Source organism: Novosphingobium profundi, from assembly GCF_020524485.1.
GTDB lineage: Bacteria > Pseudomonadota > Alphaproteobacteria > Sphingomonadales > Sphingomonadaceae > Novosphingobium > Novosphingobium profundi_A.
The window spans coordinates 25,909-47,642 of the sequence record NZ_JAIVLF010000001.1 but is presented as its reverse complement, the minus strand read 5'-3'; the positions used below and the strand labels follow the sequence as shown (position 1 = coordinate 47,642).

25 protein-coding genes are annotated in these 21,734 nt (G+C 67.4%); 9 read left to right on the top strand and 16 right to left on the bottom strand.

Features of this window, described 5'->3' with window-relative positions; genetic code table 11:
* Positions 1-51: 51 nt before the first annotated feature.
* The 4 genes from LC060_RS00260 to LC060_RS00245 all read right to left on the bottom strand — a co-directional run bounded on the left by LC060_RS00260 (position 52) and on the right by LC060_RS00245 (position 4,037).
* The gene (locus LC060_RS00260; RefSeq protein WP_226631819.1) at positions 52-1,278 is read right to left on the bottom strand and encodes an NAD(P)/FAD-dependent oxidoreductase; all 1,227 of its coding nucleotides are present in this window, start codon (positions 1,276-1,278) and stop codon (positions 52-54) included.
* A 93-nt stretch (positions 1,279-1,371) separates the two neighbouring features.
* On the bottom strand, positions 1,372-2,352 hold the full coding sequence (locus LC060_RS00255) for an LLM class flavin-dependent oxidoreductase (RefSeq protein WP_226633558.1): 981 nt from the start codon (positions 2,350-2,352) through the stop codon (positions 1,372-1,374).
* A gap of 28 nt (positions 2,353-2,380) precedes the next feature.
* Positions 2,381-3,250 carry a hypothetical protein gene (locus LC060_RS00250; RefSeq protein WP_226631818.1) on the bottom strand — a complete coding sequence of 290 codons (870 nt, stop codon included), beginning with the start codon at positions 3,248-3,250 and terminating at the stop codon, positions 2,381-2,383.
* 34 nt (positions 3,251-3,284) lie between these two features.
* Entirely contained in the window at positions 3,285-4,037 is a 753-nt protein-coding gene (locus LC060_RS00245; RefSeq protein WP_226633557.1) for an alpha/beta fold hydrolase, read from the bottom strand.
* A 221-nt stretch (positions 4,038-4,258) separates the two neighbouring features.
* Here LC060_RS00245 and LC060_RS00240 point away from each other — a divergent pair, with 221 nt between their 5' ends.
* A complete protein-coding gene (locus tag LC060_RS00240; RefSeq protein ID WP_226631817.1) occupies positions 4,259-5,305 on the top strand; it encodes a hypothetical protein in 1,047 nt (348 codons plus the stop codon).
* Here the strand turns inward: LC060_RS00240 and LC060_RS00235 are convergent.
* The 4 genes from LC060_RS00235 to LC060_RS00220 are packed head-to-tail and all read right to left on the bottom strand — an operon-like array spanning position 5,299 to position 6,267.
* The gene (locus LC060_RS00235) at positions 5,299-5,502 is read right to left on the bottom strand and encodes a hypothetical protein (RefSeq protein WP_226631816.1); all 204 of its coding nucleotides are present in this window, start codon (positions 5,500-5,502) and stop codon (positions 5,299-5,301) included. The two genes, LC060_RS00240 and LC060_RS00235, sit on opposite strands and share 7 nt — an antisense overlap.
* Before the next feature lie 2 nt (positions 5,503-5,504).
* Positions 5,505-5,699: a helix-turn-helix transcriptional regulator gene (locus tag LC060_RS00230; protein ID WP_039389637.1), complete on the bottom strand. Its 195-nt coding sequence runs from the start codon at positions 5,697-5,699 to the stop codon at positions 5,505-5,507.
* Entirely contained in the window at positions 5,696-6,115 is a 420-nt protein-coding gene (locus tag LC060_RS00225) for a hypothetical protein (RefSeq protein ID WP_226631815.1), read from the bottom strand. The genes LC060_RS00230 and LC060_RS00225 overlap by 4 nt, the downstream gene beginning before the upstream one ends.
* Positions 6,112-6,267 carry a hypothetical protein gene (locus LC060_RS00220; RefSeq protein ID WP_226631814.1) on the bottom strand — a complete coding sequence of 52 codons (156 nt, stop codon included), beginning with the start codon at positions 6,265-6,267 and terminating at the stop codon, positions 6,112-6,114. The genes LC060_RS00225 and LC060_RS00220 overlap by 4 nt, the downstream gene beginning before the upstream one ends.
* A 378-nt stretch (positions 6,268-6,645) precedes the next feature.
* Between LC060_RS00220 and thrS the strand changes: the two genes are divergently transcribed.
* The 4 genes from thrS to LC060_RS00200 all read left to right on the top strand — a co-directional run bounded on the left by thrS (position 6,646) and on the right by LC060_RS00200 (position 10,747).
* Positions 6,646-8,643 (top strand): threonine--tRNA ligase, encoded by a 1,998-nt coding sequence (gene thrS, locus LC060_RS00215; RefSeq protein WP_226631813.1) that lies wholly within the window; start codon positions 6,646-6,648, stop codon positions 8,641-8,643.
* On the top strand, positions 8,640-9,074 hold the full coding sequence (locus LC060_RS00210; RefSeq protein WP_226631812.1) for an acetyltransferase: 435 nt from the start codon (positions 8,640-8,642) through the stop codon (positions 9,072-9,074). The genes thrS and LC060_RS00210 overlap by 4 nt, the downstream gene beginning before the upstream one ends.
* Before the next feature lie 3 nt (positions 9,075-9,077).
* The gene (locus LC060_RS00205; protein WP_226631811.1) at positions 9,078-9,752 is read left to right on the top strand and encodes a spermidine synthase; all 675 of its coding nucleotides are present in this window, start codon (positions 9,078-9,080) and stop codon (positions 9,750-9,752) included.
* Positions 9,753-9,862: 110 nt separating this feature from the next.
* Positions 9,863-10,747, top strand: a complete 885-nt coding sequence (locus tag LC060_RS00200; protein WP_226631810.1) for a GNAT family N-acetyltransferase — start codon at positions 9,863-9,865, stop codon at positions 10,745-10,747.
* A 145-nt stretch (positions 10,748-10,892) separates the two neighbouring features.
* Here the strand turns inward: LC060_RS00200 and LC060_RS00195 are convergent, their stop codons facing one another.
* The 6 genes from LC060_RS00195 to LC060_RS00170 all read right to left on the bottom strand — a co-directional run bounded on the left by LC060_RS00195 (position 10,893) and on the right by LC060_RS00170 (position 15,490).
* Entirely contained in the window at positions 10,893-11,234 is a 342-nt protein-coding gene (locus LC060_RS00195) for a hypothetical protein (RefSeq protein WP_226631809.1), read from the bottom strand.
* Positions 11,235-11,274: 40 nt separating this feature from the next.
* Entirely contained in the window at positions 11,275-12,162 is an 888-nt protein-coding gene (locus LC060_RS00190; RefSeq protein WP_226631808.1) for a bestrophin family protein, read from the bottom strand.
* The gene (locus tag LC060_RS00185) at positions 12,159-12,401 is read right to left on the bottom strand and encodes a hypothetical protein (protein WP_226631807.1); all 243 of its coding nucleotides are present in this window, start codon (positions 12,399-12,401) and stop codon (positions 12,159-12,161) included. The genes LC060_RS00190 and LC060_RS00185 overlap by 4 nt, the downstream gene beginning before the upstream one ends.
* A 201-nt stretch (positions 12,402-12,602) precedes the next feature.
* The gene (locus LC060_RS00180) at positions 12,603-12,740 is read right to left on the bottom strand and encodes a hypothetical protein (protein WP_226631806.1); all 138 of its coding nucleotides are present in this window, start codon (positions 12,738-12,740) and stop codon (positions 12,603-12,605) included.
* Positions 12,741-12,774: 34 nt separating this feature from the next.
* Positions 12,775-13,767: an agmatine deiminase family protein gene (locus tag LC060_RS00175; protein ID WP_226631805.1), complete on the bottom strand. Its 993-nt coding sequence runs from the start codon at positions 13,765-13,767 to the stop codon at positions 12,775-12,777.
* 1 nt (position 13,768) lies between these two features.
* Positions 13,769-15,490: a M28 family metallopeptidase gene (locus LC060_RS00170; RefSeq protein ID WP_226631804.1), complete on the bottom strand. Its 1,722-nt coding sequence runs from the start codon at positions 15,488-15,490 to the stop codon at positions 13,769-13,771.
* A gap of 133 nt (positions 15,491-15,623) precedes the next feature.
* Here LC060_RS00170 and LC060_RS00165 point away from each other — a divergent pair, with 133 nt between their 5' ends.
* From LC060_RS00165 to LC060_RS00150, 4 genes are all read left to right on the top strand, one after another.
* Positions 15,624-18,350, top strand: a complete 2,727-nt coding sequence (locus LC060_RS00165; protein WP_226631803.1) for a bifunctional [glutamine synthetase] adenylyltransferase/[glutamine synthetase]-adenylyl-L-tyrosine phosphorylase — start codon at positions 15,624-15,626, stop codon at positions 18,348-18,350.
* Entirely contained in the window at positions 18,347-18,820 is a 474-nt protein-coding gene (locus LC060_RS00160) for a peroxiredoxin (RefSeq protein ID WP_226631802.1), read from the top strand. The genes LC060_RS00165 and LC060_RS00160 overlap by 4 nt, the downstream gene beginning before the upstream one ends.
* A gap of 5 nt (positions 18,821-18,825) precedes the next feature.
* A complete protein-coding gene (locus LC060_RS00155; RefSeq protein ID WP_226631801.1) occupies positions 18,826-19,638 on the top strand; it encodes a ferritin-like domain-containing protein in 813 nt (270 codons plus the stop codon).
* A 154-nt stretch (positions 19,639-19,792) separates the two neighbouring features.
* On the top strand, positions 19,793-20,497 hold the full coding sequence (locus tag LC060_RS00150; RefSeq protein WP_226631800.1) for a M23 family metallopeptidase: 705 nt from the start codon (positions 19,793-19,795) through the stop codon (positions 20,495-20,497).
* A gap of 136 nt (positions 20,498-20,633) precedes the next feature.
* Here LC060_RS00150 and LC060_RS00145 read toward each other — a convergent pair whose 3' ends face one another.
* Positions 20,634-21,083, bottom strand: coding sequence for a metalloregulator ArsR/SmtB family transcription factor (locus tag LC060_RS00145; protein WP_319005392.1), 450 nt, complete (start codon positions 21,081-21,083; stop codon positions 20,634-20,636).
* A complete protein-coding gene (locus LC060_RS00140) occupies positions 21,080-21,715 on the bottom strand; it encodes a peroxiredoxin (protein WP_226631799.1) in 636 nt (211 codons plus the stop codon). The genes LC060_RS00145 and LC060_RS00140 overlap by 4 nt, the downstream gene beginning before the upstream one ends.
* Positions 21,716-21,734 lie beyond the last annotated feature (19 nt).

Sequence of the window (21,734 nt, the reverse complement as noted above, 5' to 3'; positions counted from 1 at the left end):
CGACATTTTTGCACAGGTCCAGTCCGCAGGTGCGATACAGGACCTATCGCTTCACAGCAGCGACTTCAAAGGAACCTCCGGGTCGGCGAGCTGCTCGACATCGACCTTCGCGCCCGCTTCGACCAGCTTGCGTCCCTGGACGTAGTCCTTGACCATGTTGACGCTGTCGATCGCGGCGACGCGCCCACCGCGCAGATATACGACCGAGAACTTGCGCCCATCCGGATCTCCGCGCACCACGGTGGTGTCGAAGTCCTTGTTGATGCCCGCGGTCTGGAGCTTCAGGTCATACTGGTTCGACCAGAACCACGGGAAGGCCTTGTAGGGCTGCTTGTCACCGCACAGCGCCTTGGCGACGCAGGTCGCCATGTCGTTGGCGTTCTGCACCGATTCCACGCGCATGACATCGCCGCCGGCAAACCCGCAGGCAAAGGCCGCGCAATCGCCAATGGCGTAGATGTCGGGGAGCGAAGTGCGGCAGTATTCATCCACATCGACGCCATTGGCCCCCGCGGCGCCCGCCGCGATCAGCGGGCCCACGGCGGGCACGATACCGATGCCCACGATCACGGCCTCGGCGGGCAGGACCGAACCATCGGCGAGCTTGACGCCGGTGACCTTCTTGCCGTCGCCTTCAAGGCATTCGACCGCAACGCCCGTGCGCAGGTCCACCCCGTGATCGCGGTGCTCTTTCTCATAGAAGGCCGAAAGCTCTTCGCCCGCCACGCGCGCAAGGACGCGCGGCAATGCTTCGAGGAGCGTGACCTCCAGGCCCAGCTTGGCCAGCACGGCGGCGGCTTCCAGGCCGATGTAGCCCCCGCCGATCACCACCACCTTGCGGATGCCCGCATCGACCTCGGCCATCAGCGTGTCGCAGTCGGCGCGCGTGCGCACCGCATGGACGCCCGCCAGCTCCGCGCCCGAGCACGACAGGCGGCGCGGATCGCCGCCGGTGGCCCAGACCAGCTTGCCATATTCGAAGGTCTCGCCGTCCGAGAGCTTCAAGGTATGCGCCTTGGGATCAACCTTGATGACCTCGCACCCGAGGCGGAAGGTCACGTCCTTTTCGGCCCAGAACGTGGGCGGACGGATATAGAGCCGGTCGAAGGTCTTCTCGCGCGCGAAGTACTCCTTGGAGAGCGGCGGACGCTCGTAGGGGTACTCCGGCTCGCGCCCGATCACCGTGATCGAGCCTTCGAAACCGTTCTGGCGCAAGGCCAGCGCACATTGGGCGCCGCCGTGTCCGGCGCCCACGATAACAACATCAGACTGGTTCATGTCCCCTCCTGGACGGGCATGTCTGGCCGCTTGCGGCGGCGCTGGCAATACCCCTGCGCGCACATGGTCTTGTACCGGCCCCGCCCTCGCGGCTCAGTCGAGCGCCCCGGCGATCAGTTCGAGCGAGCGGATCTGCGCAGCGGGATCGAAGGTCGAGGCGCTCAGGATCAGCTCGTCGGCCTGCGTGCGTGCGACGAAGGCCTCCAGCCCCGCACGCACCTGGTCGGGCGTGCCCACGGCGGCGACCCCGCGCATTTGCTCCAGCATCGCGCGCGCAGGCCCTGGCAGCCCTTCGCGGTAGTTGGGGAGCGGCGGCTGCAGCTTGCCGGGATTGCCCGTGCGCAGCGCCACGAAGCTCTGGTCGGTGGAGGAGGAGAGGTACCAGGCCTCCTCCTCGGTCTCGGCGGCCATCGTGTTGATCGCGGCCATGAAATAGGGCTTCTCGCAAAATTCGGAGGGCTCGAAGCGCTCGCGGTAGATGCGCGCGGCTTCGTCCAGATGCGTGAGCGCGAAGTGCGAGGCGAAGGCATAGGGGAGACCCAGCATGGCGGCCAGCTGCGCGCCGAAGAGGCTGGAGCCCAGGATCCACATTTCCGCGTCCGCCCCGCTCGCCTGCGGAGATTCCACCCCGCCCACGGCCTGTCCGGCAAAGCGCGCGCGCAGTTCGACGACGTCCTGGGGAAAGCGTTCCGACGCGCTCACGATGTCCTTGCGCAAGGCGTTCGCCAGCCGTCCGTCCGCGCCCGCCGCACGGCCCAGCCCCAGGTCCACGCGGCCCGGGAACATCGCCGAAAGCGTGCCGAACTGCTCGGCGATGACATAGGGCGTGTGATTGGGCAGCATGATCCCGCCCGCGCCGATACGGATCGTGCTGGTCGCGTTGCCGATGTGCGCGAGCACGACCGAAGTCGCGCCGCCCGCGATCCCCGCCATGCCGTGGTGCTCGGCCACCCAGTAGCGCTTGAAGCCGTTGGCCTCGGCGGCCTTGGCGGTGTCGACGGTAATGTCGAGCGAGCGGGCCACGCTGTCGCCTTCGCGAACGGTGACGAGGTCGAGAACCGAAAGGGGTACCATGGGCATCGTTATCCGTGAATCTGGGGTCTCAGGGGCGCTCTGGCCCGTCATCGGGGGCCGTCTGCGCAAGATAGGTCTTGGCGGTCTGGGCTTCCGGGCTCTGCGGGGCGACCTCCAGCACCGACTGCCAGCTGCGCCGCGCGGCATCCGCATCGCCCGAAAGCATCGCGATCACGCCCGCCTCCAGACCAACCGCGGGGTCGCGCGGCGCCAGTTTGGCCGCCGTCTCGATCTGGCCCGAGGCGACGATCAGCTGGTCCTGGCGCCGCGCGAGCGTCGCCGAAAGAAGCCAGGCCTGGGCGTTCTCCGGATCGGCAACGCGCGCGGCGGCGAGGGCATCGGCTGCCTGCTCGGCCTGATCGACGGCGACAAGCCCGCGCGCCCGGTCGATCTGGACTTCGGCGAGCACGCGGTCATCGCCGCTCGCCTTGGCCTCGGTGAGTGCGGGGCCCAGCAGCAGCAGCGCCTTGGCGCCATTGCCCTGTGCCAGTTCGGCATTCGCCGCCATGTCGCCCAGCCGCGCGCGGCTGACGTGGTCCTCGGCCTCGGTCGCATCGCGCGCGGTGACGAAAGCCTCGCGCGCCTCGTCGAAGCGTTCCAGCACGGTGAGCGCCGCGCCCAGGCACAGCCCGGCGCGCACGCGTTCGCGCCCCATCGCCTCATACAGGGCCTCCTGCGCCAGATTGGCCGAGCCTTGCGGATCGGACTGGACAAGGTCCATGCAGCCCTTGCGGCTGACCGGCGCGGCGGGCCCGGCATAGGCCCGCTCCTGCGCCTGTTTGCGCGCCTCGTCGTTCTTCTTCTCGATGATCTCAAGCGGAAGCGAAGAGGCATAGGGCGAGCCGATGGTCCCCGCCGCCTGGGCGAGAAGGGGCATCAGAAGCAGCGAAATCGACATCGAGGGTTACGTCTCCGGTCGGCCGTGCGGACGATCAGCTTTCCGGGTCACGGGCCAGAAGCAGGTCGGCCACGGTGCGCATGAGAACCGCGATATCGGTCTCGCGCGAAAGGCGGTGGTCGCCGTCCTTGATGAAAGTCACCTGCACATCGTCTGAACGCAGCATTTCGCACAGGCGCAAGGAGAGGTCGAAAGGCACGTCCTCGTCGCGCTGGCCGTGGAGAAGGCGCACCGGACCGTAGAACTCGATCGGTGCCTCAAGCTGGAGGTTCGCCTGCCCGTCGGCCCAGAAGGCAGGGTGGGTCGGCGTGGGTTCAGGGCCGTAAGGGTTGTCTTCGTAGATGGTTTCACCATCGGCGAGCAGGCCCTTGTCCATCTGCGCAATGCCCCAGTCGGTAAAGTCGGGCGCGGCGGCAATGCCGATCATCGAGTGGACCTTGTCGGGCAGGGCATCGGCCACCATCAGCATGAGCCAGCCGCCCATCGAGGAGCCGATCAGCACCACCTTGTCGAGCGCGGCGGCCTCGATCACGGCCACCACCTCGTCGCGCCAGCGGCTGAGCGTGCCCTCGGCGAAATCGCCGTCACTCGCCCCGCAGCCCGAATAGTCGACGAGCAGGCAGGCGCGGCCGGTGTGGACAGCCATTTCGAACAACGCGGTCGCCTTACTGCCCGACATGTCGGACATGTAGCCCGGCAGGAAGACGAGCGTGGGGCCCTGTCCGGACGCGAAGCGGTGGGCGATGCGGCGGCCATCGGCCATTTCGTGGAAGCGGATCTCGGTCATGGCGCGCAAGGTGGGGGCTGGGACCGAGAAGGGCAAGGAGAGATCCGAGGGCCATTGCCCTCGGGCTCCCCAAACCGTCCAGCTCGCCTCGCGCGCGCTTGATTGGCCGAGAAAGGTGAGGTCGCCCATTCCGGGGTCAAGGGGCAATAACCCCTTGAATCCTATCTTCCTTCTTCACGCCCCCTTGCCCGCCTCCCCCGCCGCATCTACGAAAATCCGCCATGAGCGCCCAAATCATCCGCTTCCCCACACAGCCCACGCGCACCGCGCGGCGGCTGGAATGGTTCGCGCAGCAGCGCTCGGTCCTGCTCGCGATCTGGGCGCTCTATTTCGGAGTGCGGGTCGCAGCGCTGTTCCTCGATATGGCGGTCCCGCCCGCGGCGCAGTGGCATCACGAGAAGGCCCTCGCGCTGGCAGTTGGCGGAGGCTATTTCGCCGCCCCCGGCGATCCGGCCATCTTCACGCCGATCGGTTGGCCCATGGCGCTCTCGCTGGTCTATGCCCGGTTCGGGGCGAGTGCAGTCACGCTGGGGCTGCTCAACCTTGCCAGTGCGCTCGCTATCGGCGCGTTGACGCTGGCGCTGGGGCGGCGCCTGTTCGCCAGTGAGGCCGCCGCGCGCATCGGCCTTCTGCTGCTGGCAATCTCGCCGCTGGCCGTAACGTCGGTTCCGCTGGCGGGCCCCGGGCTCTTCCTCACGGCGCTTGTCCTGAGCGGGTGCTGGCTGGTGGTGGTGCGCACGAGCCGCTGGCACCTTGGGAGCGCGGGCCTCGTCTTCGCGCTCGCTGCACTGACCGAGCCGGCAAGCCTTCTCGTGCCCGCGCTGCTCTTCGTCCTCGACGCGCTGCGCGCGCCCTTCACGTGGCGGCGCTTTGGCGGTGTGCTGGGGGAAGGTGCCCTCATGCTCGGCATCGCTCTGCTCGCCACGGCACCCTGGACCTGGCCCTACCTTAGCCACCCGGAGGCCTTCCTCGCCCGCGTGCCCGGTCCTGCAAATCTGGGCGAGGTTCTCGCCCAGTTGGGCCCGGCCCAGCTCGCCTGGAGTGCGCTGATCCTGGCCGCTACGGCGAGCGCCCTGGTGGTCGCACTCCTGCAACGCCGCGGCCCGGGCTGGTGGATACTGCCCTATGCCGTCCTCCTCGGCGCGGCACTCGCCCCTGCACCCAACCTGCTCGCGGCAGCCTTCTCCCTTTTGTGCCTGCCCGCAGGCGGGTTCGCGACCTGGTGCTGGCAACGGATTGCCGAGCGGCACCCCAAGCCGCTTCAATAGAGGATCGGGCTGACCACCTCGACAAGGATGTGGTTGCCCGTCTGCGTGATCGCGTAGATCGGCGCGCCCGTGATGTCCGATGCGACGCTTTCGGCGCCCAAACGCTCAAATGCGAGCACGCCCAGCCCTGCGAACAGGGCCAGCGAAGCGGCCAGCATGAGCAGTCGTGTGCGAACGGGACGGGATGCGCGCGGCATCGTTACTCTCCTCTCAGGAATATCTCTTCTATCGCAAGTTCGAATACTTCGGCAATACGAAAGGCCAGCGGCAGCGAGGGATCGTAGCGCCCCGTTTCGATGGCGTTAACGCTCTGGCGCGAGACATCGAGCTTTCCGGCCAGGTCCTGCTGGCTCCAGCCGCGTTCGGCGCGCAGGACTTTCAGGCGGTTCTTCACGCGCAGCCTCCATCACCGAGCGTGAAGCGGTTGACCAGAGTGCCGACACCCAACCCGAAGCACCAGATCGGGAAGACCCAGAACACCGGGAGAGCCGGAACCGAGGTCAGCATCTCCAAGAGCCCCCACACGCTTGCCCCCGCCAGCGTCAGGCCGGTCGCGAACATCGCCTTGCGCACTTCGAGAAGGCGCAAGTATTCGTCTTCAAGCTCGGCGTAGAAGCGCCCGATGGCCCAAATCATGCCGACCACGGCCAAGCCCGGCACCAGCGCGACGGCAATGGAGAGCCCGCTTGGCGGCGCGTTATCCTCAAGCAGGCGCGTCGCGGCGAACAGCGAAACCAGATAGACACCCGCCGCGCTGGACAGCCGCACGAAATAACGCCGCCGGGCGCTGCCCTTGCGCCCGATACTCACGCGCAGCGTCCCTTGCGGATACGCAGGGCCACCATCGCGGGCATGGTCAGGATCGCGGCAATCGTGGTCCAGTCGGGCAGGACCTCGGCGATGTTGAGAAGGGCCACGCCCATCACGGCCGCGCCCCAGAGCAGCGAGGTATTACGAGACATAAGACAAGCTCCCTTGCTTTTGTGTAAAGCCTTCTTGTCATGCCTGATCGATTCGTGTCAAGTACCATTGACATAGTGACAGGCAGGCTTGTCGCGCCCGCCCCCCATGCCCTGCGGCGTGACTCGCGCGTGCTTTCCTGCTAGGAGCGCCCGCGATGACCAAGCGTGTAACTACGACCACGACCACCACCCGGCGCGCCCGGGCACGGCAGGTCGTGGGCTGAGACCACGCAGCGCCGTTGCCCGGGCTCGGGCGATGTGGCGTCAATCTCCCGATCCCAAGCCAAAATAGCCGACGCCGGACCTTCCGCGAGGCGTGCGCTTGTGCCAAAGGCGCAAGGCACCGCCCGCGCGGCCCAGGAGCGAAAGACGAGTTCGATGTCCGAGATGTTCAAGATCAGCCTTCCCGACGGTTCCGTGCGCGAGATGCCCGAAGGTGCGACGCCGCTCGATGTGGCCGCGGCCATCGGTCCGGGCCTCGCCAAGGCGGCGCTCGCTGCCCGTGTCGACGGGGAACTGGTTGACCTCACCCGCCCCTTCCAGGGCGATGCGCAGCTGGCGCTGGTGACGGCCAAGGACGAGGCCGAGGCGCTCGATCTCGCCCGCCACGACTACGCCCACGTGCTGGCCGAGGCGGTGCAGGCGCTCTGGCCCGGCACGCAGATCACCTTCGGCCCCTCGACCGACGATGGCTTCTACTACGACGTGATGGCACCCGAAGGCCGCGCGCCCTTCTCGATGGACGATCTTCCCGCCATCGAGGAGAAGATGCGCGAGATCATCAAGGCCGACAAGCCGCTGCGCCGCGAGGTCTGGAGCCGCGAACAGCTGATCGCGAAGTGGACCGCCGAGGGCGAGACCTTCAAGGCGGAATGGGCCGCCGAGCTGCCGGGCGATGAGGACCTTACCGTCTACTGGTCGGGCGATGACTGGCTCGACATGTGCCGCGGCCCCCACCTGCCCTCCACCGGCAAGCTCGATCCGCAGGCTTTCAAGCTGATGCGCGTGGCTGGCGCCTACTGGCGCGGTGACCAGAAGAACGCCCAGCTGACCCGCATCTACGGCACCGGCTGGCTCAACAAGAAGCAGCTCAACGCCCACCTCACGCGCCTCGAAGAGGCCGCCAAGCGCGACCACCGCAAGCTGGGCGGCGAGATGGACCTGTTCCACCTCCAGCAGGAAGCCCACGGTTCGGTGTTCTGGCACCCCAACGGCTTTACCATCTACCGCGCGCTGGAAGACTACATGCGCCGCGCCATCCACGGCGCGGGCTACCAGGAGGTCAAGACCCCGCAGGTGATGGACGCGCGCCAGTGGGAGCAGTCCGGCCACTGGGGCAAGTACCGCGAGAACATGTTCGTCATCCCCGACGAGACCCCCAACACCGAGGACGAAGGCCCGATCGTTTCCGACGATGCGGACTGGATGGCGCTGAAGCCGATGAACTGCCCCGCGCACGTTCTCATCTTCCGCCAAGGCATCACCTCGTACCGTGAACTGCCGATCCGCCTCTACGAGAACGGCTGCTGCCACCGCAACGAGCCGCACGGCGCGCTGCACGGGCTGATGCGCGTGCGCCAGTTCACGCAGGACGATGCGCACATCTTCTGCCGCGAGGACCAGATCGTCGCCGAAGTGCGCGCCTTCTGCGAGCTGGCCGACAAGATCTACAAGGACTTCGGCTTCACCTACTCGATCAAGCTGGCGCTGCGCCCGGAAAAGCGCTTCGGCACCGAGGAGATGTGGGACAAGGCCGAGGACGAACTGCGCAACGCGGTCATCGAAGCGGGCCTTGCCACCGAAGAGTACGGCTGGGAGGAACTGCCCGGTGAAGGTGCCTTCTACGCGCCCAAGCTGGAATGGCACCTCACCGACGCGATCGGGCGCACCTGGCAGGTCGGCACGATCCAGTCCGACCGTGTCCTGCCCGAGCGCCTCGATGCCGCCTACATCGGCGAGGACGGCGCCAAGCACCGCCCGGTCATGCTGCACCGCGCGATCTTCGGCTCCTACGAGCGCTTCATCGGCATCCTGATCGAGCACTTCGCAGGCCGCCTTCCGGTCTGGCTCGCCCCCGTGCAGGCGGTTGTCGCGACGATCATCTCGGACGCGGACGACTACGCCAAGGAGGCCGTCGCCAAGCTCAAGGCCGCAGGCATCCGCGTCGAAAGCGATCTGCGCAACGAGAAGATCAACTACAAGGTGCGCGAGCACAGCCTGGCCAAGGTCCCGCACCTGCTCGTCGTGGGCGCGCGCGAGGCCGAGGAAGGCACCGTCGCGATCCGCACGCTGGGCGAAAAGGATCAGAAGGTCATGCCGCTCGACGAGGCGATCGCAATGCTGCGCGAGGCCGCCACGGCCCCGGACCTGCGGTGATCCTCCGGCCGGGCGAACCCCGCGACGTTTCCCGCGCGCTGGATATCTGGCGCGCGGCCGTCGTGGCCACGCACGGCTTTCTGACACCACACGAACGCGCGCAGATCGAGGTCCAGGTCGCGGCCATGCTCCCCGAGGTGCCCCTCTGGGTCGCCGAGGACGCAGATGGCGAAGTCCAGGGCTTCCTGATTTTCGCAGGCGACATGATCGAAGCGCTCTTCGTCCACCCGGGCGTCCACGGACAGGGTTTCGGATCGGCGCTTGTCGGCAAGGCGCTCGAGCTGCATCCCGCCCCACGCGTCGATGCCAACGAGCAGGCCGACAACGCCCTGCCCTTTTATCTTGCGCGCGGCTTCGTGCGCACCGGCCGCTCCCCGACCGACGCCGAAGGGCGTCCCTTTCCCATCGTCCACCTATGCTATGAAGGCTGAACCATGATCCAGCGCGAACTCCTCGATACGGCATGGGTGCCGGACGGCGAAAAGCTCGAACTCTACCGCCACGACAAGGACTTCATGATCGTCCTTGGCCACAACGAGCTCATGTCCACCCGCAAGTGGGGCTCCGAAGAGGCGCTGGCAACGATGAGCTTCGAGCGCATCAAGCACGCCAGACGCCCCCACATGCTGATCGGCGGCTATGGCATGGGCTTCACCCTGCGCGCTGCCCTGCGGGTCCTGCCCGAAAACAGCAAGGCCACGGTGGTCGAGATCGTGCCCGAGATCATCGAGTGGGCGAAGGGGCCGATGAAGGAACTGGAAGCGGGTTGCCTCGATGATCCGCGCGTCAACCTGATCCTGTCTGACGTGGCCCCCTTCATCGCGGGCGCCGAAGGCGATTACGATGCGATCCTGCTCGATGTCGACAACGGTCCCGATGGCCTCGTGCGCGAGGACAACAACGTCCTCTATTCCAAGTCCGGCCTGCGCGCGGCCAAGCGCGCGCTGACGCCCGACGGTGTCCTGGCGATCTGGTCCGCCGGGCCCGATCCCGACTTCACCCGCCGCCTCGAACGCGCCGGGTTCGCGGTCGAGGAGCGCAAGGTCGCCTCGCGCTCGAACGGCAAGGGGCCCAAGCACGTGATCTGGTTCGCCACGATCCGCGAATAACCCTGCATGTCGCCATCTTCGGGGCGATGATGTTGCACCGATAGAAAGACTTGCACACGCGGAATGCAACATCGCTGGCAAATCGGCGCAGGCGCATTAGGTTGCCCGGCATGACGCTCAGCGACCTCACCATCCGCGCCATGACCCGCCGCGAAGCCGACCGCCTTGTCGAATGGGCGGCGAACGAAGGCTGGAACCCGGGCCTGCACGACGCCGACCTGTTCTGGGAGGCCGAGCCCAACGCCTTCATCGCCGCCGAGATGGACGGCGAACTGATCGGCGGGGGCACCATCGCCTCCTATGGGGGCGAGTTCGGCTTCATGGGCTTCTTCATCGTGCGCCCCGACTGGCGCGGGCAGGGCCTGGGCGACCGCCTGTGGCAGAACCGGCGCGAGATGCTGCTCTCGCGCCTGAAGCCGGGCCGTCCCATCGGCATGGACGGCGTCTTCACGATGCAGGACTACTATGCCAAGGGCGGCTTCGTCTTCGCGCACCGCGACCTGCGCTTCCAGTTCACGATCCCCACCGACTGGCCGACAACCGAGGCCGCGATGCGCGCCGACAGCGCGCTGGTCCCGCTGTCCGAGGTGCCCTTCGCCGAGATCGCGGCCTACGACCGCACCTGCTTTCCCGCCCCGCGCGAGCCGTTCCTCGAACGCTGGATCGCGCAGGAGGGCGCCCTTTCGCTGGGCTACGTGAAGGACGGAAAGCTGGCCGGCTTCGGCACGATCCGCCCCTGCCGCGAGGGCACCAAGATCGGCCCTCTCTTCGCAGATGACGACGAGGCCGCCGAAGCGCTGTTCTGCGCGCTGGCCGCACATGGCAAGGACGGCCTCGTCACCCTCGACGTGCCCGAGACGCACCCGGGCGCGATGGCGCTGGTGAAACGCCACGGCCTGCGTGAGGTCTTTGGCTGCGCGCGCATGTACCTGGGGCAAGCCCCCGAGCTCGACGAGAAGCGGATCTACGGGATCACGACGTTCGAGTTGGGGTAGAGCAAGACAAAGAAGAAGTATGATTCAAGGGGCCATCGCCCCTTGACCCCGGAATGGGCGACCTCACCTCTTTCAGCCACCGAGGCGCGCGCAAGGTGAGCCAGACAGGTTGGGGAGCCCGAGGGCGATGGCCCTCGGATCTACCTTACTGATCCTGTTCCAGCCGCGCGAGCCAGGCCTGCGCCTGCTTGGGCTCGCCCACCGCGTGGGAGTTCACCGGCCCGCGCGCGGCGAGGAACTCGGCATGGAGCGCAAAGGGCTCGAGGTCGAGCCGCTCGCGCAGGTCCGCGATCTCGTCGGCCAGGTCCTCCAGTTCGGCAAGCAGCGGCTTGGCCTTGGCCACGTGGGTCTTGTCGCGGGTGTGCCCGAAGAGCCCCCACTGCCCGGCGGCGGTCACCTTGAGCGCGCCAATCAGCGCGACGGTGTATTCCTCTTCGGCCTCCTCGCGGCGGCGGTCCATGCGTTCAAGACGATCTGCTCGTGCCATGGACCAGCCTATGCGCCGAGGTCCCGCGCAGGGCAAGCGCTTACCAGAGCACGCCGTCCTTGCCGGGCTTGAGCGGTTCGGGTGCCTCTTCGCCAATGCACTGCAGGAGGTCGATCTCGATCGTGCGGCACATCTGGTTGAGCGGAAGGTCGTGGACGTCGTTGGCAAAGGGATCGACCAGTTCATCGCCAATGGTGAGAACGGCGAGGAACATCGCACCCGCCAGTGTGGAGCCGAGCGGCGTTGCGAACTGCAGCGTCTCGACCAGCCCGATGGGAAGAAGCACGCAGAACATATGCGTGAAGACCGTGGGCAGCCAGCGGTACTGGTGGGGCAGCGGCGTGTTCTTGAGGCGCTCCATGCCCCCTTGCGAATTGGCGATGTCGACCAGAACGGCCTCCATCTGGGCCTGCTGGATGGTGTCGATCCAGCCCTTGCGGCGCGCCTCGTCGATGCGCCGCCCCGTGCCATCGAGAATGCCGTTGGCGACGTTGGAGCGTTGGAGTGCGAGGTCTGCCTCGTGCCGGGGAAGGAGGCGAATGACCTCTTCGTCGGGCTTCTGGCGCCTCAGCTGGCAGCGCAGCGCGTGGACATAGGCAATCTGGCGCAGGACGATGCGCCGCTTATAATCCTCCCCTTCCGGGTCGGGCAGGAAATTACGGGCCGCGCGCGCGATGTTGCGGCTCGCGTTGATCATCAGGCCCCACAGCTGGCGGCCTTCCCACCAGCGGTTGTAGGCCGAGTTGCTGCGAAAGCCCAGGAACAGCGCAAGCGCAGAGCCGAACAGCGTCACCGGCAGCTCGGGCGCGTCGAAGGGCAGGACATAGTACGTGAACGTGACGATCACGTCCCACACGAACAGAACGGCCAGCGGCTTCCAGACTTCGCGGATGATGCGGGCCGGACGGGGGGCCGAAGTAACGATCATGGGTTTCGGACGTCTCCTTCGCGCGGCTCGGCGCGTTCGATCAGGGGCACAGGTGCGGGCTTGGCGCTGGCCTGCGCCATCGCAGCTGAACTTGCGCTGGCCGGACGGATGCGCAGCCAGTCGACGCGGTCCACCGTGACGAAGAAGGCCAGCACCCCGCACCCGAACAGGAACAGGAGAAAGTTGCCGACGAGCGCTTCGCGTCCTGCGGCGCTTTCGGCTTCACTGAATTGGCGCATGTTTACACTCCCAGATGTGGTGTCGAGGAGAGAACGTGGGAAGTGCGGGTTACCGACGCATCAGCCGATTGCGACGAAATCTTGCTGCGCTGCGATAGAGAGGTTGTGCAGTGCATCAGACGCGGCCAACAGCCAACCGGAAGGGGCTGGACAAAGCCCGTCCACGCCAATTCGATGAAATGTCTGCAAAATGCCGAGGGCTCAGAGCCCGAGGTCGACCCCGGCGAGAATCAGCGCGAGCGCACAGCCCGCCACGACCAAGCCTCGCGCCACATCCTGCGCCACCGGCAGGGCCGGGCGCCGCGTGGGCGGGAAGGCAAGGGCAAGGACTCGGGCCATGACGCTGCTATGCGCCCGAGCCCTTGCAAAAGCGTTAATCACCGCTGGGAAGCGAGGGCATCTGCTGGCTGGAACAGTGGAACGAGCCGCCCCCTGCCAGCACCGCATCAGCCATCACGCCCACCGTATCACGGTCGGGGAACAGTTCGGCGATGGCCGTGACGCCTTCCTCGTCGTACTTCGTGCCATAGATCGGCACGACCACCAGGTTCGAGGTGATCGCAAAGTTCATGTAGCTGGCAGGCTCGATCCGCCCGTCCGTCTCGACCCGGCCGGGCGAGGGAACTTCGGCCACGCGCACGCCCATCGCCTCGGCGCGGGCCTTGGCGTCGGCGTAGATCGCCGCGTTGGGATCGTCCACGCTGGTCGCACGCGGCAGGGCGAGGACGCCCGGCGCCACGAAGCGCGCGAGGTTGTCGACATGCCCGTCGGTGTGGTCGTTGATGAGGCCATCGCCCAGCCACAGCACCTTGTCATAGCCCAGATCGCGCTCCAGGCGCATTTCCAGATCCTGGCGGGTGAGGTGCGGGTTGCGGTTGGGGTTGAGCAGGCACTGCTCGGTCGTGGCGACAAGGCCGGTGCCATCGCCGTCGAGCGCGCCGCCTTCCAGGACCCAATCCGCCGTCTCAATGGAAAGTCCGGCATCGCGGGCCAGCTCGGCGCCGATTTCCTGGTCGCCGTCCATCAGGTACTTGCCGCCCCAGCCGTTGAAGCCGAAGCGCATCGCCTTGCGCGCGCCCTGCCCGTCCATCGTGACGAGCGGCCCTGTATCGCGCAGCCAGACATCGCCGTAGCGGCGCACCTCCAGCGTGACCTTGTCCGAGACGAGCGAAGCCGCGCGGGCGCGGTTGGCCTCGTCCCGCACGATCAGGCGCACTTCCTGGCCCGCTTCGGCGACGACGCTGGCAAACTGCGCCATCTGCTCCTGCGCGGCCTCCAGGAAGCCGGGCCATTCGACCGGATCGTGCGGGAAACCGATCCAGATCCAATCCTGCGGGTGCCACTCGGGGGGAAGGGCGAAAGACAACTCAACAGCCTCCTTGGGATGCCGCGCATGCCTTGTCGCGCACGGCCCTAAATTCATCGTCCTCGTGCCAGTTCGGCCAGCTGTCCGAATCGGCGAGATCGCGGCCGAGCCGATAGAAGAGCGACACCTCCTGGACAATGCCATCCCAGTTCCAGTCCGCCGAATATTCATCGGACGGGGCGTGGTAGCGGTTGGTGACATAGTCTTCGCTCAAGGCATCGCCCACTTCGCGCCCGCCTTCGACAAGGTCGGTGCTGCGCTCGAAATTGAACATCGGCACGCCCCGCTTGGCGAAGGAGAAGTGGTCCGAGCGGTAGTAACTGCCCCGCTCCGAATGCTCCTCAGGCACTTCGGCAAGGCCCTTTTCGGCCAGCGCTGCGCGGAACAGCGCGGTGAGGTCCGATTTGTCGCCCCCCACCATCGCAAAACTGCGCGCACGGGGCCCGGGCAGCAGCGCGTCCATGTTCACCCCGCCGACCGTGTGATCGAGCGGGAAGACCGGGTTGGCCGCATAGTATTCCGAGCCCAGCAGCCCCGATTCCTCCAGCGTCACGGCCAGGAACACCTGGCTGCGCGCGGTGGCCCCGGCCTCGACGTTGGCATTCGCCAGCGCGGTCAGCGCGCCGATCCCGGTCGCGTTGTCGACCGCGCCGTTGCAGATGTCGTCCCCGCTCGCGTCGGGAGTGCAGTGGCCCAGATGATCCCAGTGCCCGGTGTAGAGCACGTATTCGTCCGGGCGCTCGGTGCCGGGCAGAATACCGACCACGTTGTTGGAGACCGACTTGCGCACCTGGTTGGCGAACCCGAAGCTGGCCAGGAGCCCCAGAGGCACCGGCTTGAATCCGGGCTTCCGGGCCGCCTCGCTCAGCGTGGTGAGGTCTTGGCCCGCCGTGTGCAGCATGGTTTCGGCGACCGCCTTGCGGATCCAGCCGTTGGCCCTTGTTGCGCTCGCCCCGTCATCCGGGGTCTGCACGTAGTACTGCGCGCCGGTCCAGCTGGAGTTGACGACATTCCAGCCATAGGCAGCCGGGAAGGTGTCATGCACGATCAGCGCGGCATCGGCGCCCTGCCGGGCCGCTTCCTCGAACTTGTAGGTCCAGCGCCCGTAGTAGGTCATGCGCCGTCCCTTGAAGGGCCCCTCCTCGCTCTCCTCCGCATAGTCGGGATCGTTGACGAGGATGACCGCGGTCTTCCCCTTCATGTCGATCCCGGCGTAGTCGTTCCAGCCCAGCTCCGGCGCGTTGATGCCATAGCCCACGAAGACCAGTTCGCTGTCCTCGATGCGCGTTTCGGGCACCACGCGGTAGCTCGCCGCGACATACCCATCGCCATAGCCGAAGGTCTGCGAAATTCCGTGCCCCTCCACCGCCATCGGGGTGGGATCGGTCGCGGTGATCTCCACCGTGGGCACTTCCTGCAGCCATTCGCCATGATTGCCCGGCTGCAATCCGGCGGCCTTGAAACGGGTGATGATCGCATCGAGCACCTTGGGCTCGATCGCGGTGCTGGGCCCGCGGCCCTCCAGGGCATCGGAGGAAAGCGTGGCGGTCACCTCGGCCATGATCGCCTTGGCCTTGCTCGGCAGCGCGTCCGCCGTCTTCTCTTCGATCGGGCGATCGGGCGGGGGAAGCGCGGTGCCCTTGGGCATATCGGGCCCGGAGTAGGTCGTGGAAGAGCACGCCGAGAGGCCCAGCGCGGCAAGGAGGAGAAGGCGGTTCTTCACGGGAAGTCCCCTGAATTGGCAATACGGCACCCCAGCGGCGCCCCGGACCGAGAGGTGCCAGAGGACGCCAGCACGGACAAGGCCGTGAACAAGGCGCTTGCCCGGCCTTGCCCAAGGCGGCAGGACAGGTGCCATGACGACGACGACCGGAGAGGACTGGACCGGCGCGCTCACCCGCGCCCGCGCCCACGCACCGTTTCTTGCAACGCTGCTCGAACGCCGCCCCGAACTGGCCGAGGTGCTGGCCTCAGGCGACGGCGAGGCCGCGCTAGCGATGGCGCGCACGGCCGGGGACGGCGCGCCCTCGGTAGGCGCGGCGCTGCGGCGCGAGCGACAGGCCCTCGCGCTGACGCTGGCCATCGGCGATCTTGCCGGCGCTTTCCCGCTCCTGAAAGTGACAGGCGAGCTGTCCGCCTTTGCCGACCGCGCGCTTGACGCCGCCATCGCCGATGGCATCCGCCGCCGCGCGCCTGACGCCGAGCCCGGCGGGTTCCTTGCCCTGGCGCTGGGCAAGCACGGCGCGGGCGAGTTGAACTACAGCTCGGACATCGACCCGATCCTGCTGTTCGATCCCGAGGCCCTGCCCCGGCGTGAGCGCGACGATCCGGGCGAGGCCGCCCAGCGCGTCGCGCGCCATGTCGTCCAGACGCTCTCGAATGTCGATGGCGAGGGCTATGTCTTCCGCGTTGACCTGCGCCTGCGCCCCGCATCCGAAGTCAGCCCGCTGGCCATCTCGATCGACGCGGCGCTGACCCATTACGAAAGCTCCGCCCTCGCTTGGGAGCGCGCCGCCTTCATCCGTGCGCGCGCCTGTGCGGGCGACATCGTGGCGGGCGAGCAGTTCCTCGCCGCGATCCGCCCCTTCGTGTGGCGCAAGAGCCTCGACTTCGGGGCCATTGCCGAGATCGGCCGCCTCACCCGCCAGATCCGCGCGAGCGCGCGCGGGGCGCAAAGCGTGGGTCCCGGTTTCGACCTCAAGAAAGGGCGCGGTGGCATTCGCGAGATCGAGTTCTACGCCCAGACCCACCAGCTGATCCATGGCGGCCGCCAGCCCGCTCTGCGCCTTCGCGGCACGCGCGCGACGCTCGATGCGCTGGCCGAGGCCGGCCTCGTCCCGCCCGAGGACGCGCGCCTCCTGGGCGATAGCTACGACCGCCTGCGCACCATCGAGCATCGCCTGCAGATGCTGCGCGACCATCAGACCCATTCGCTGCCCACCGACCCCGAGGCGCTCGACGCCGCCGCCCAGCTCGATGGCCTCGCCGATGGCGCCGCGCTGATAGAGGAAGTCGCCGCGATCACGCAGCAGGTGGGCGCGCGCTATGACGCGCTGGTCATGGCTAACACCCCGCTCCAGAGCGATGCGGCCGTCGCCATGCCCGCCCAGGCGAGCCTTCGCGACGAACTCGAAGACCTGGGCTTCGCCGATCCCGCCGCGCTGGCCGAACGGATCGAGAGCTGGCTGTCCGGCCGGGTGCGCGCGCTGCGCTCGGACGCCGCGCGCGCTGCCTTCGAGGCGATGCGCCCCGAACTCATGGCCGCGTTGGCGCAGGCCCCCGAGCCCGAACGCGCGGTGCTGCGCTGGGAGCAGCTGCTCGGCAACCTGCCCAGCGCGATCAACCTCTTTCGCCTGCTGGAAGCGCGCCCCGCGCTGCTGGGCGTCCTTGTCAACATTCTCAGCCTCGCCCCGCCACTGGCCGATGCCCTTGCCCGCCGGGCAGACCTCCTCGATCCGCTGATCGACGCCAGCGCCTTCGAACTTCCAGGCGACGTCGACAGCCTCGTCGCCAATTTCGCGCGCCTTGAGCCGGGCAGCGATTACGAGCGCATTCTCGACACGGTGCGCCGCCGGGTCAGCGAGGCGCGCTTCCGGCTTGGCGTCCAGCTGATCGAAGGCGTCAACGATCCCATCGCCATCGGCCAGGGCCTCGCGCGCATCGCCGAGGCCGCCAGCATCGTCCTCACCCGCGCGGCGAGCGAGGAATTTGCCCAACGCCACGGGACGATTGCCGGGAGTGAAATGGTCGTGCTGGGCCTCGGACGCTTTGGCGGGGGTATCCTGACCCACGCCTCGGACCTCGACCTCATCTACCTCTTCACCGGCGATTTCCAGGCCGAGAGCGATGGCGAGCGCCCACTCGGCGCGACGCTCTACTACAACCGCCTGTCCAAGCGCGCGATTGCCGCGCTGTCGGTGCCCACCGCCGAGGGCGCGCTCTACGAAGTCGACACGCGCCTGCGCCCCTCGGGCGAACAGGGGCCGCCCGCCGCTTCGCTGGAAAGCTTTCGCCAGTACCAGGGCGAAGACGCCTGGACCTGGGAGCACATGGCGCTGTGCCGCGCGCGCGTCCTCATCGGCTCGCCCGAGGCGCGCCTTGCCGTCGAGCACGAGATCGCCCGCGTCCTCACCCGCCCGCGCGATCCCGAAACACTGCGCGGCGAAGTGCTGGAGATGCGCACGCGCATGGCCGGACACAAACCCGCCAAGGGCCCGCTTGATGTAAAGCTGGCGCGCGGAGGGCTCGTCGACCTCGAATTCCTCGTCCACCACGCCCAACTTGCCAGCGGGCGCGGGCTTGTCCCCGATCTCGGGGAGGCCATCGCCGCACTCGCGACGCACGGCCTGTTACCGCAGGACCTGGGCCCCGCGCACGACACGCTCACCCGCTTCCTCGTCGCCGCGCGCCTGCTCGCGCCGGATTCGCAGCTCCCCCTGCCCGCCGCACGGCTGGCCCTCGTGCGCGCATGTGGTTATGGGGACTGGAGCGAACTCGAAACCGCGCTGGCGGGCGCACGCAACTGTGTGGCCCAGGCCTGGCGCGACGCCTTTGGCGAAGAACTGGAGATTGAGACACCATGACCGAACGCCCCGGCCCCGGCGACGCCTTCCCCGACATTGCCATGGAGACGCCCGAAGGTGGCAGCGTGAAGGCCTCGGACTTTGCAGGCCAGAAGCTTGTCGTGTTCTTCTATCCCAAGGACAACACCCCCGGCTGCACGACCGAGAACATCGACTTTTCCGCACTCAAGCCCGAGTTTGATGCCGCGGGCGTCGCGCTCCTCGGTGTCAGCAAGGATTCGGCCAAGAAGCACCAGAACTTCATCGCCAAGCATGACCTGAAGGCCCCGCTCGCCACCGATGCGGAGGAAAATGGCCTCTCCGATGCGCTGGGTATCTGGACCGAGAAGAAGAACTACGGCCGCACCTACATGGGCATGGTGCGCACCACCTACCTGATCGACGCCGAAGGCAAGATCGCCCAGGTCTGGGACAAGGTGAAGGTGAAAGAGCACGCACAGGCCGTGCTGGAGGCCGCCAAGGCCCTCTAAGCGCCATGACTTGTGACACGTCGAACCCGCCGCCAACGCTCGCGCGCGCGATCCGGGCGGCCCTGCTCGAAGCCCACCCGCGCACCAAGGTCATGACGACCCGCAAGCTGGTGCGCGAGTGGCGCCAGGGCCGCCTTGCGCCGGTCTTCGACGTGGCCATGCCCGATACCCCGGGCCGCCCGGCCCATCCCGAACTTCTCCCCCCGCGCGACATGCCCAAGCGCCGCAAGGCGGGCTCGGAGCGCGGGCGCATTGCCCTGTGGCATTCGCTCGCGCACATCGAATTCGTGGCGATCGACCTTGCCCTCGACATGGCCGGGCGCTTCGGGGGTGAGATGAACCGGGAGTTCGTCGACGATTTCCTCAGCGTCGCGGCCGACGAGGCGCTGCACTTCGCGCTGATCGAGCGGCACCTCGCGACCATGGGCAGCCACTACGGCGCGCTTCCCGCCCACGGCGGGCTGTGGGACGCGGCGAACGAGACCCGCCACGATGTCGCCGCGCGCCTTGCCGTGGTGCCGATGGTGCTCGAAGCGCGCGGGCTCGACGTGACGCCGGGCACCCGCGATAGGGTTAAAGCCCTAGGCGATGCGCGGGGGGCCGTTATCCTCCAACGAATCCTTGACGATGAAATCCGGCACGTCCGGTACGGCGCAACTCATTTCGACGCGGAGGCAAAGCGCCGAAATGCGGCGCCTGCGATTCTCTGGAAAACCTTGGTTTCCCGCCATTTCCATGGGGTCGTTAAGCCACCGTTCAACGACTCGGCGCGCTCGGCTGCCGGTTTATCGCGCGAATTCTACGCCGCCCTTGTTTGATTAACATTCCCGGTCATAACTGAAACTCGAGAGACGGCGGGGGGTTCCGACCATCTCCGAAATCAAGGCTCGACACGGTTCGCATCCCAGGACCGCGGTCGAAGGGTTCAAGCGCCTTGCCCCAAGGGGTTCGGCGGATAACAAGGTATTGCGAGTGGTCGTAACGAAAGTCTTCGCCAAAATCCGCGCAGTGGCCGGTGCCGCCGTGATCGCGGGCAGCGCTATCGCCGCCCATCCGGCCATGGCCAACTCCAGCGCGGCGTCTGCCGACATCGCCGCCCCGCTGCGCGCGGCACAGTCGGCTGGCCAGTCGGCCTCGGGCAACGAAGACGCCCAGTTCCGCACCCTGTTCAGCTCCTGGCAGAACTTCGAGGAAACCGGCCTCGCCGCCGCCAAGCCCGCAGCCAAGGTCGGCGCCATCGCCCCGGTTTCGATCCCCTCGCGCAACCCCCTCGAACACTCGGTCACGACCAGCGGCTACGGCATGCGCAACCACCCGATCCTCGGGCGCCGCGCCGGGCACAAGGGCATCGACCTCGCCGCGCCGACCGGCACCCCGGTCTACGCGCCCGCCGACGGTATCGTCAGCCGCGCCTCGATGTTCAGCTCGTATGGCCTCTACATCTCGCTGGAGCACGGCGGCGAACTGCAGACCCGCTACGGCCACCTCTCACGCCTGAACGTTGCCGAAGGCCAGACCGTCCACAAGGGCGATCTCATCGGCTTCGTGGGCTCGACCGGCCGCTCGACGGGCCCGCACCTGCACTACGAAGTGCGCGTGGACGGTGCCGCAGTGAACCCGGTTCCCTACATGCAGTCGGGCCTCGCCGCGAACGAGAGCGACGCCAAGGGCGGCTGATACAGATTTTCACGACACGCAGCGCCGATTGGCGCTGTTTTCGTATCCCGGTTCGGAGAGGGAAAGGGCGGCCTTAGAGCCGCCTTTTCTATGCCCGCAGCTTCAGTCCGCGGGCCGCTGCACGAGGCCCGTGCGGTCAGTCCAGCTTGGCGAAGACCGCAGCCCCGCCGCGCCGCCGCAGGGCCGCCGTGTCGCTGCCGTCCGGCGCATTGGCCGGTATAGGCTGCACCGAAGTGACCGCACCGCCGGTCAGCTTGGCCACGATCCGCCCCTGGAACTCGGCCGGGCAAATCGCCTGGAATGCCGAACAGACCTGTTCGAGCGCCTCGGCCTCGACCGCGTAGAACACCAGCTTGGCCTCGCGCCGCGCCGAGACGAGCCCAGCGTTGCGCAGCACCGAGAGCTGCTGCGAGAGCGTGGGCTGGCCGATCCCCGTGGCCGCTTCGATCTCACCCACGTTGCGCTCTCCGCGCGCAACGCAGGACAGGATCTCATAGCGCAGGGGATGCGCGATCGCCTTGATGAGCTCGATCGGGGCGCCTTCCCCTCCGGGCGACGAGGGCGGGGTGGATGCACTGGCCATCATTCGCACTCCTTCAGAAACCAGCCGACCGGGTTGTCGGCCGACAGCACGCTGTCCATCGTCGGCTCGGGATGGGCAAAGAGCGGCTTGCCCGGCTCCCAGCCTTCCGGCGGCAGCCCCTTGCCGGCATCGGCGACCTGCAACGCCGCGACAATGCGCAGCACTTCCTCCACCGAACGCCCGATCTCGACCGGGTAGGTCACAATGGCGCGCACGACCTGCGCAGGATCGATGACAAAGACGGTGCGCACGGTTCCGGCATCGTGGGCGTCGTTCGCCACCATACCATAGGCGCGCCCGATCACCAGCGTGGGATCCTCGACAACCGGGAAGGTCACTTCGACTTCGTAATGGTCACGGATCGCGCGCAGCCAGGCGAAATGCGCGTAGAGACTGTCGACCGAAAGCGCCATCAGCGCGCAGTCCAGTTCGGCAAAGCGGTCGGCCGCGCGCGCGAAGGCGACGAATTCGGAGGTGCACACCGGCGTGAAATCGGCCGGGTGCGAGAAGAACGCCAGCCAGCGCCCCTCAAAATCCTTCATCGCCACAGGGCCTTGCGTGCTGCGTGCGGTGAACGCGGGCACGGCATCGCCGATGCGCAAGGGGCAACAGTGTTTGCGGGTCTCGTCTTCCATGGAAAAGTTCTAGCGCAAG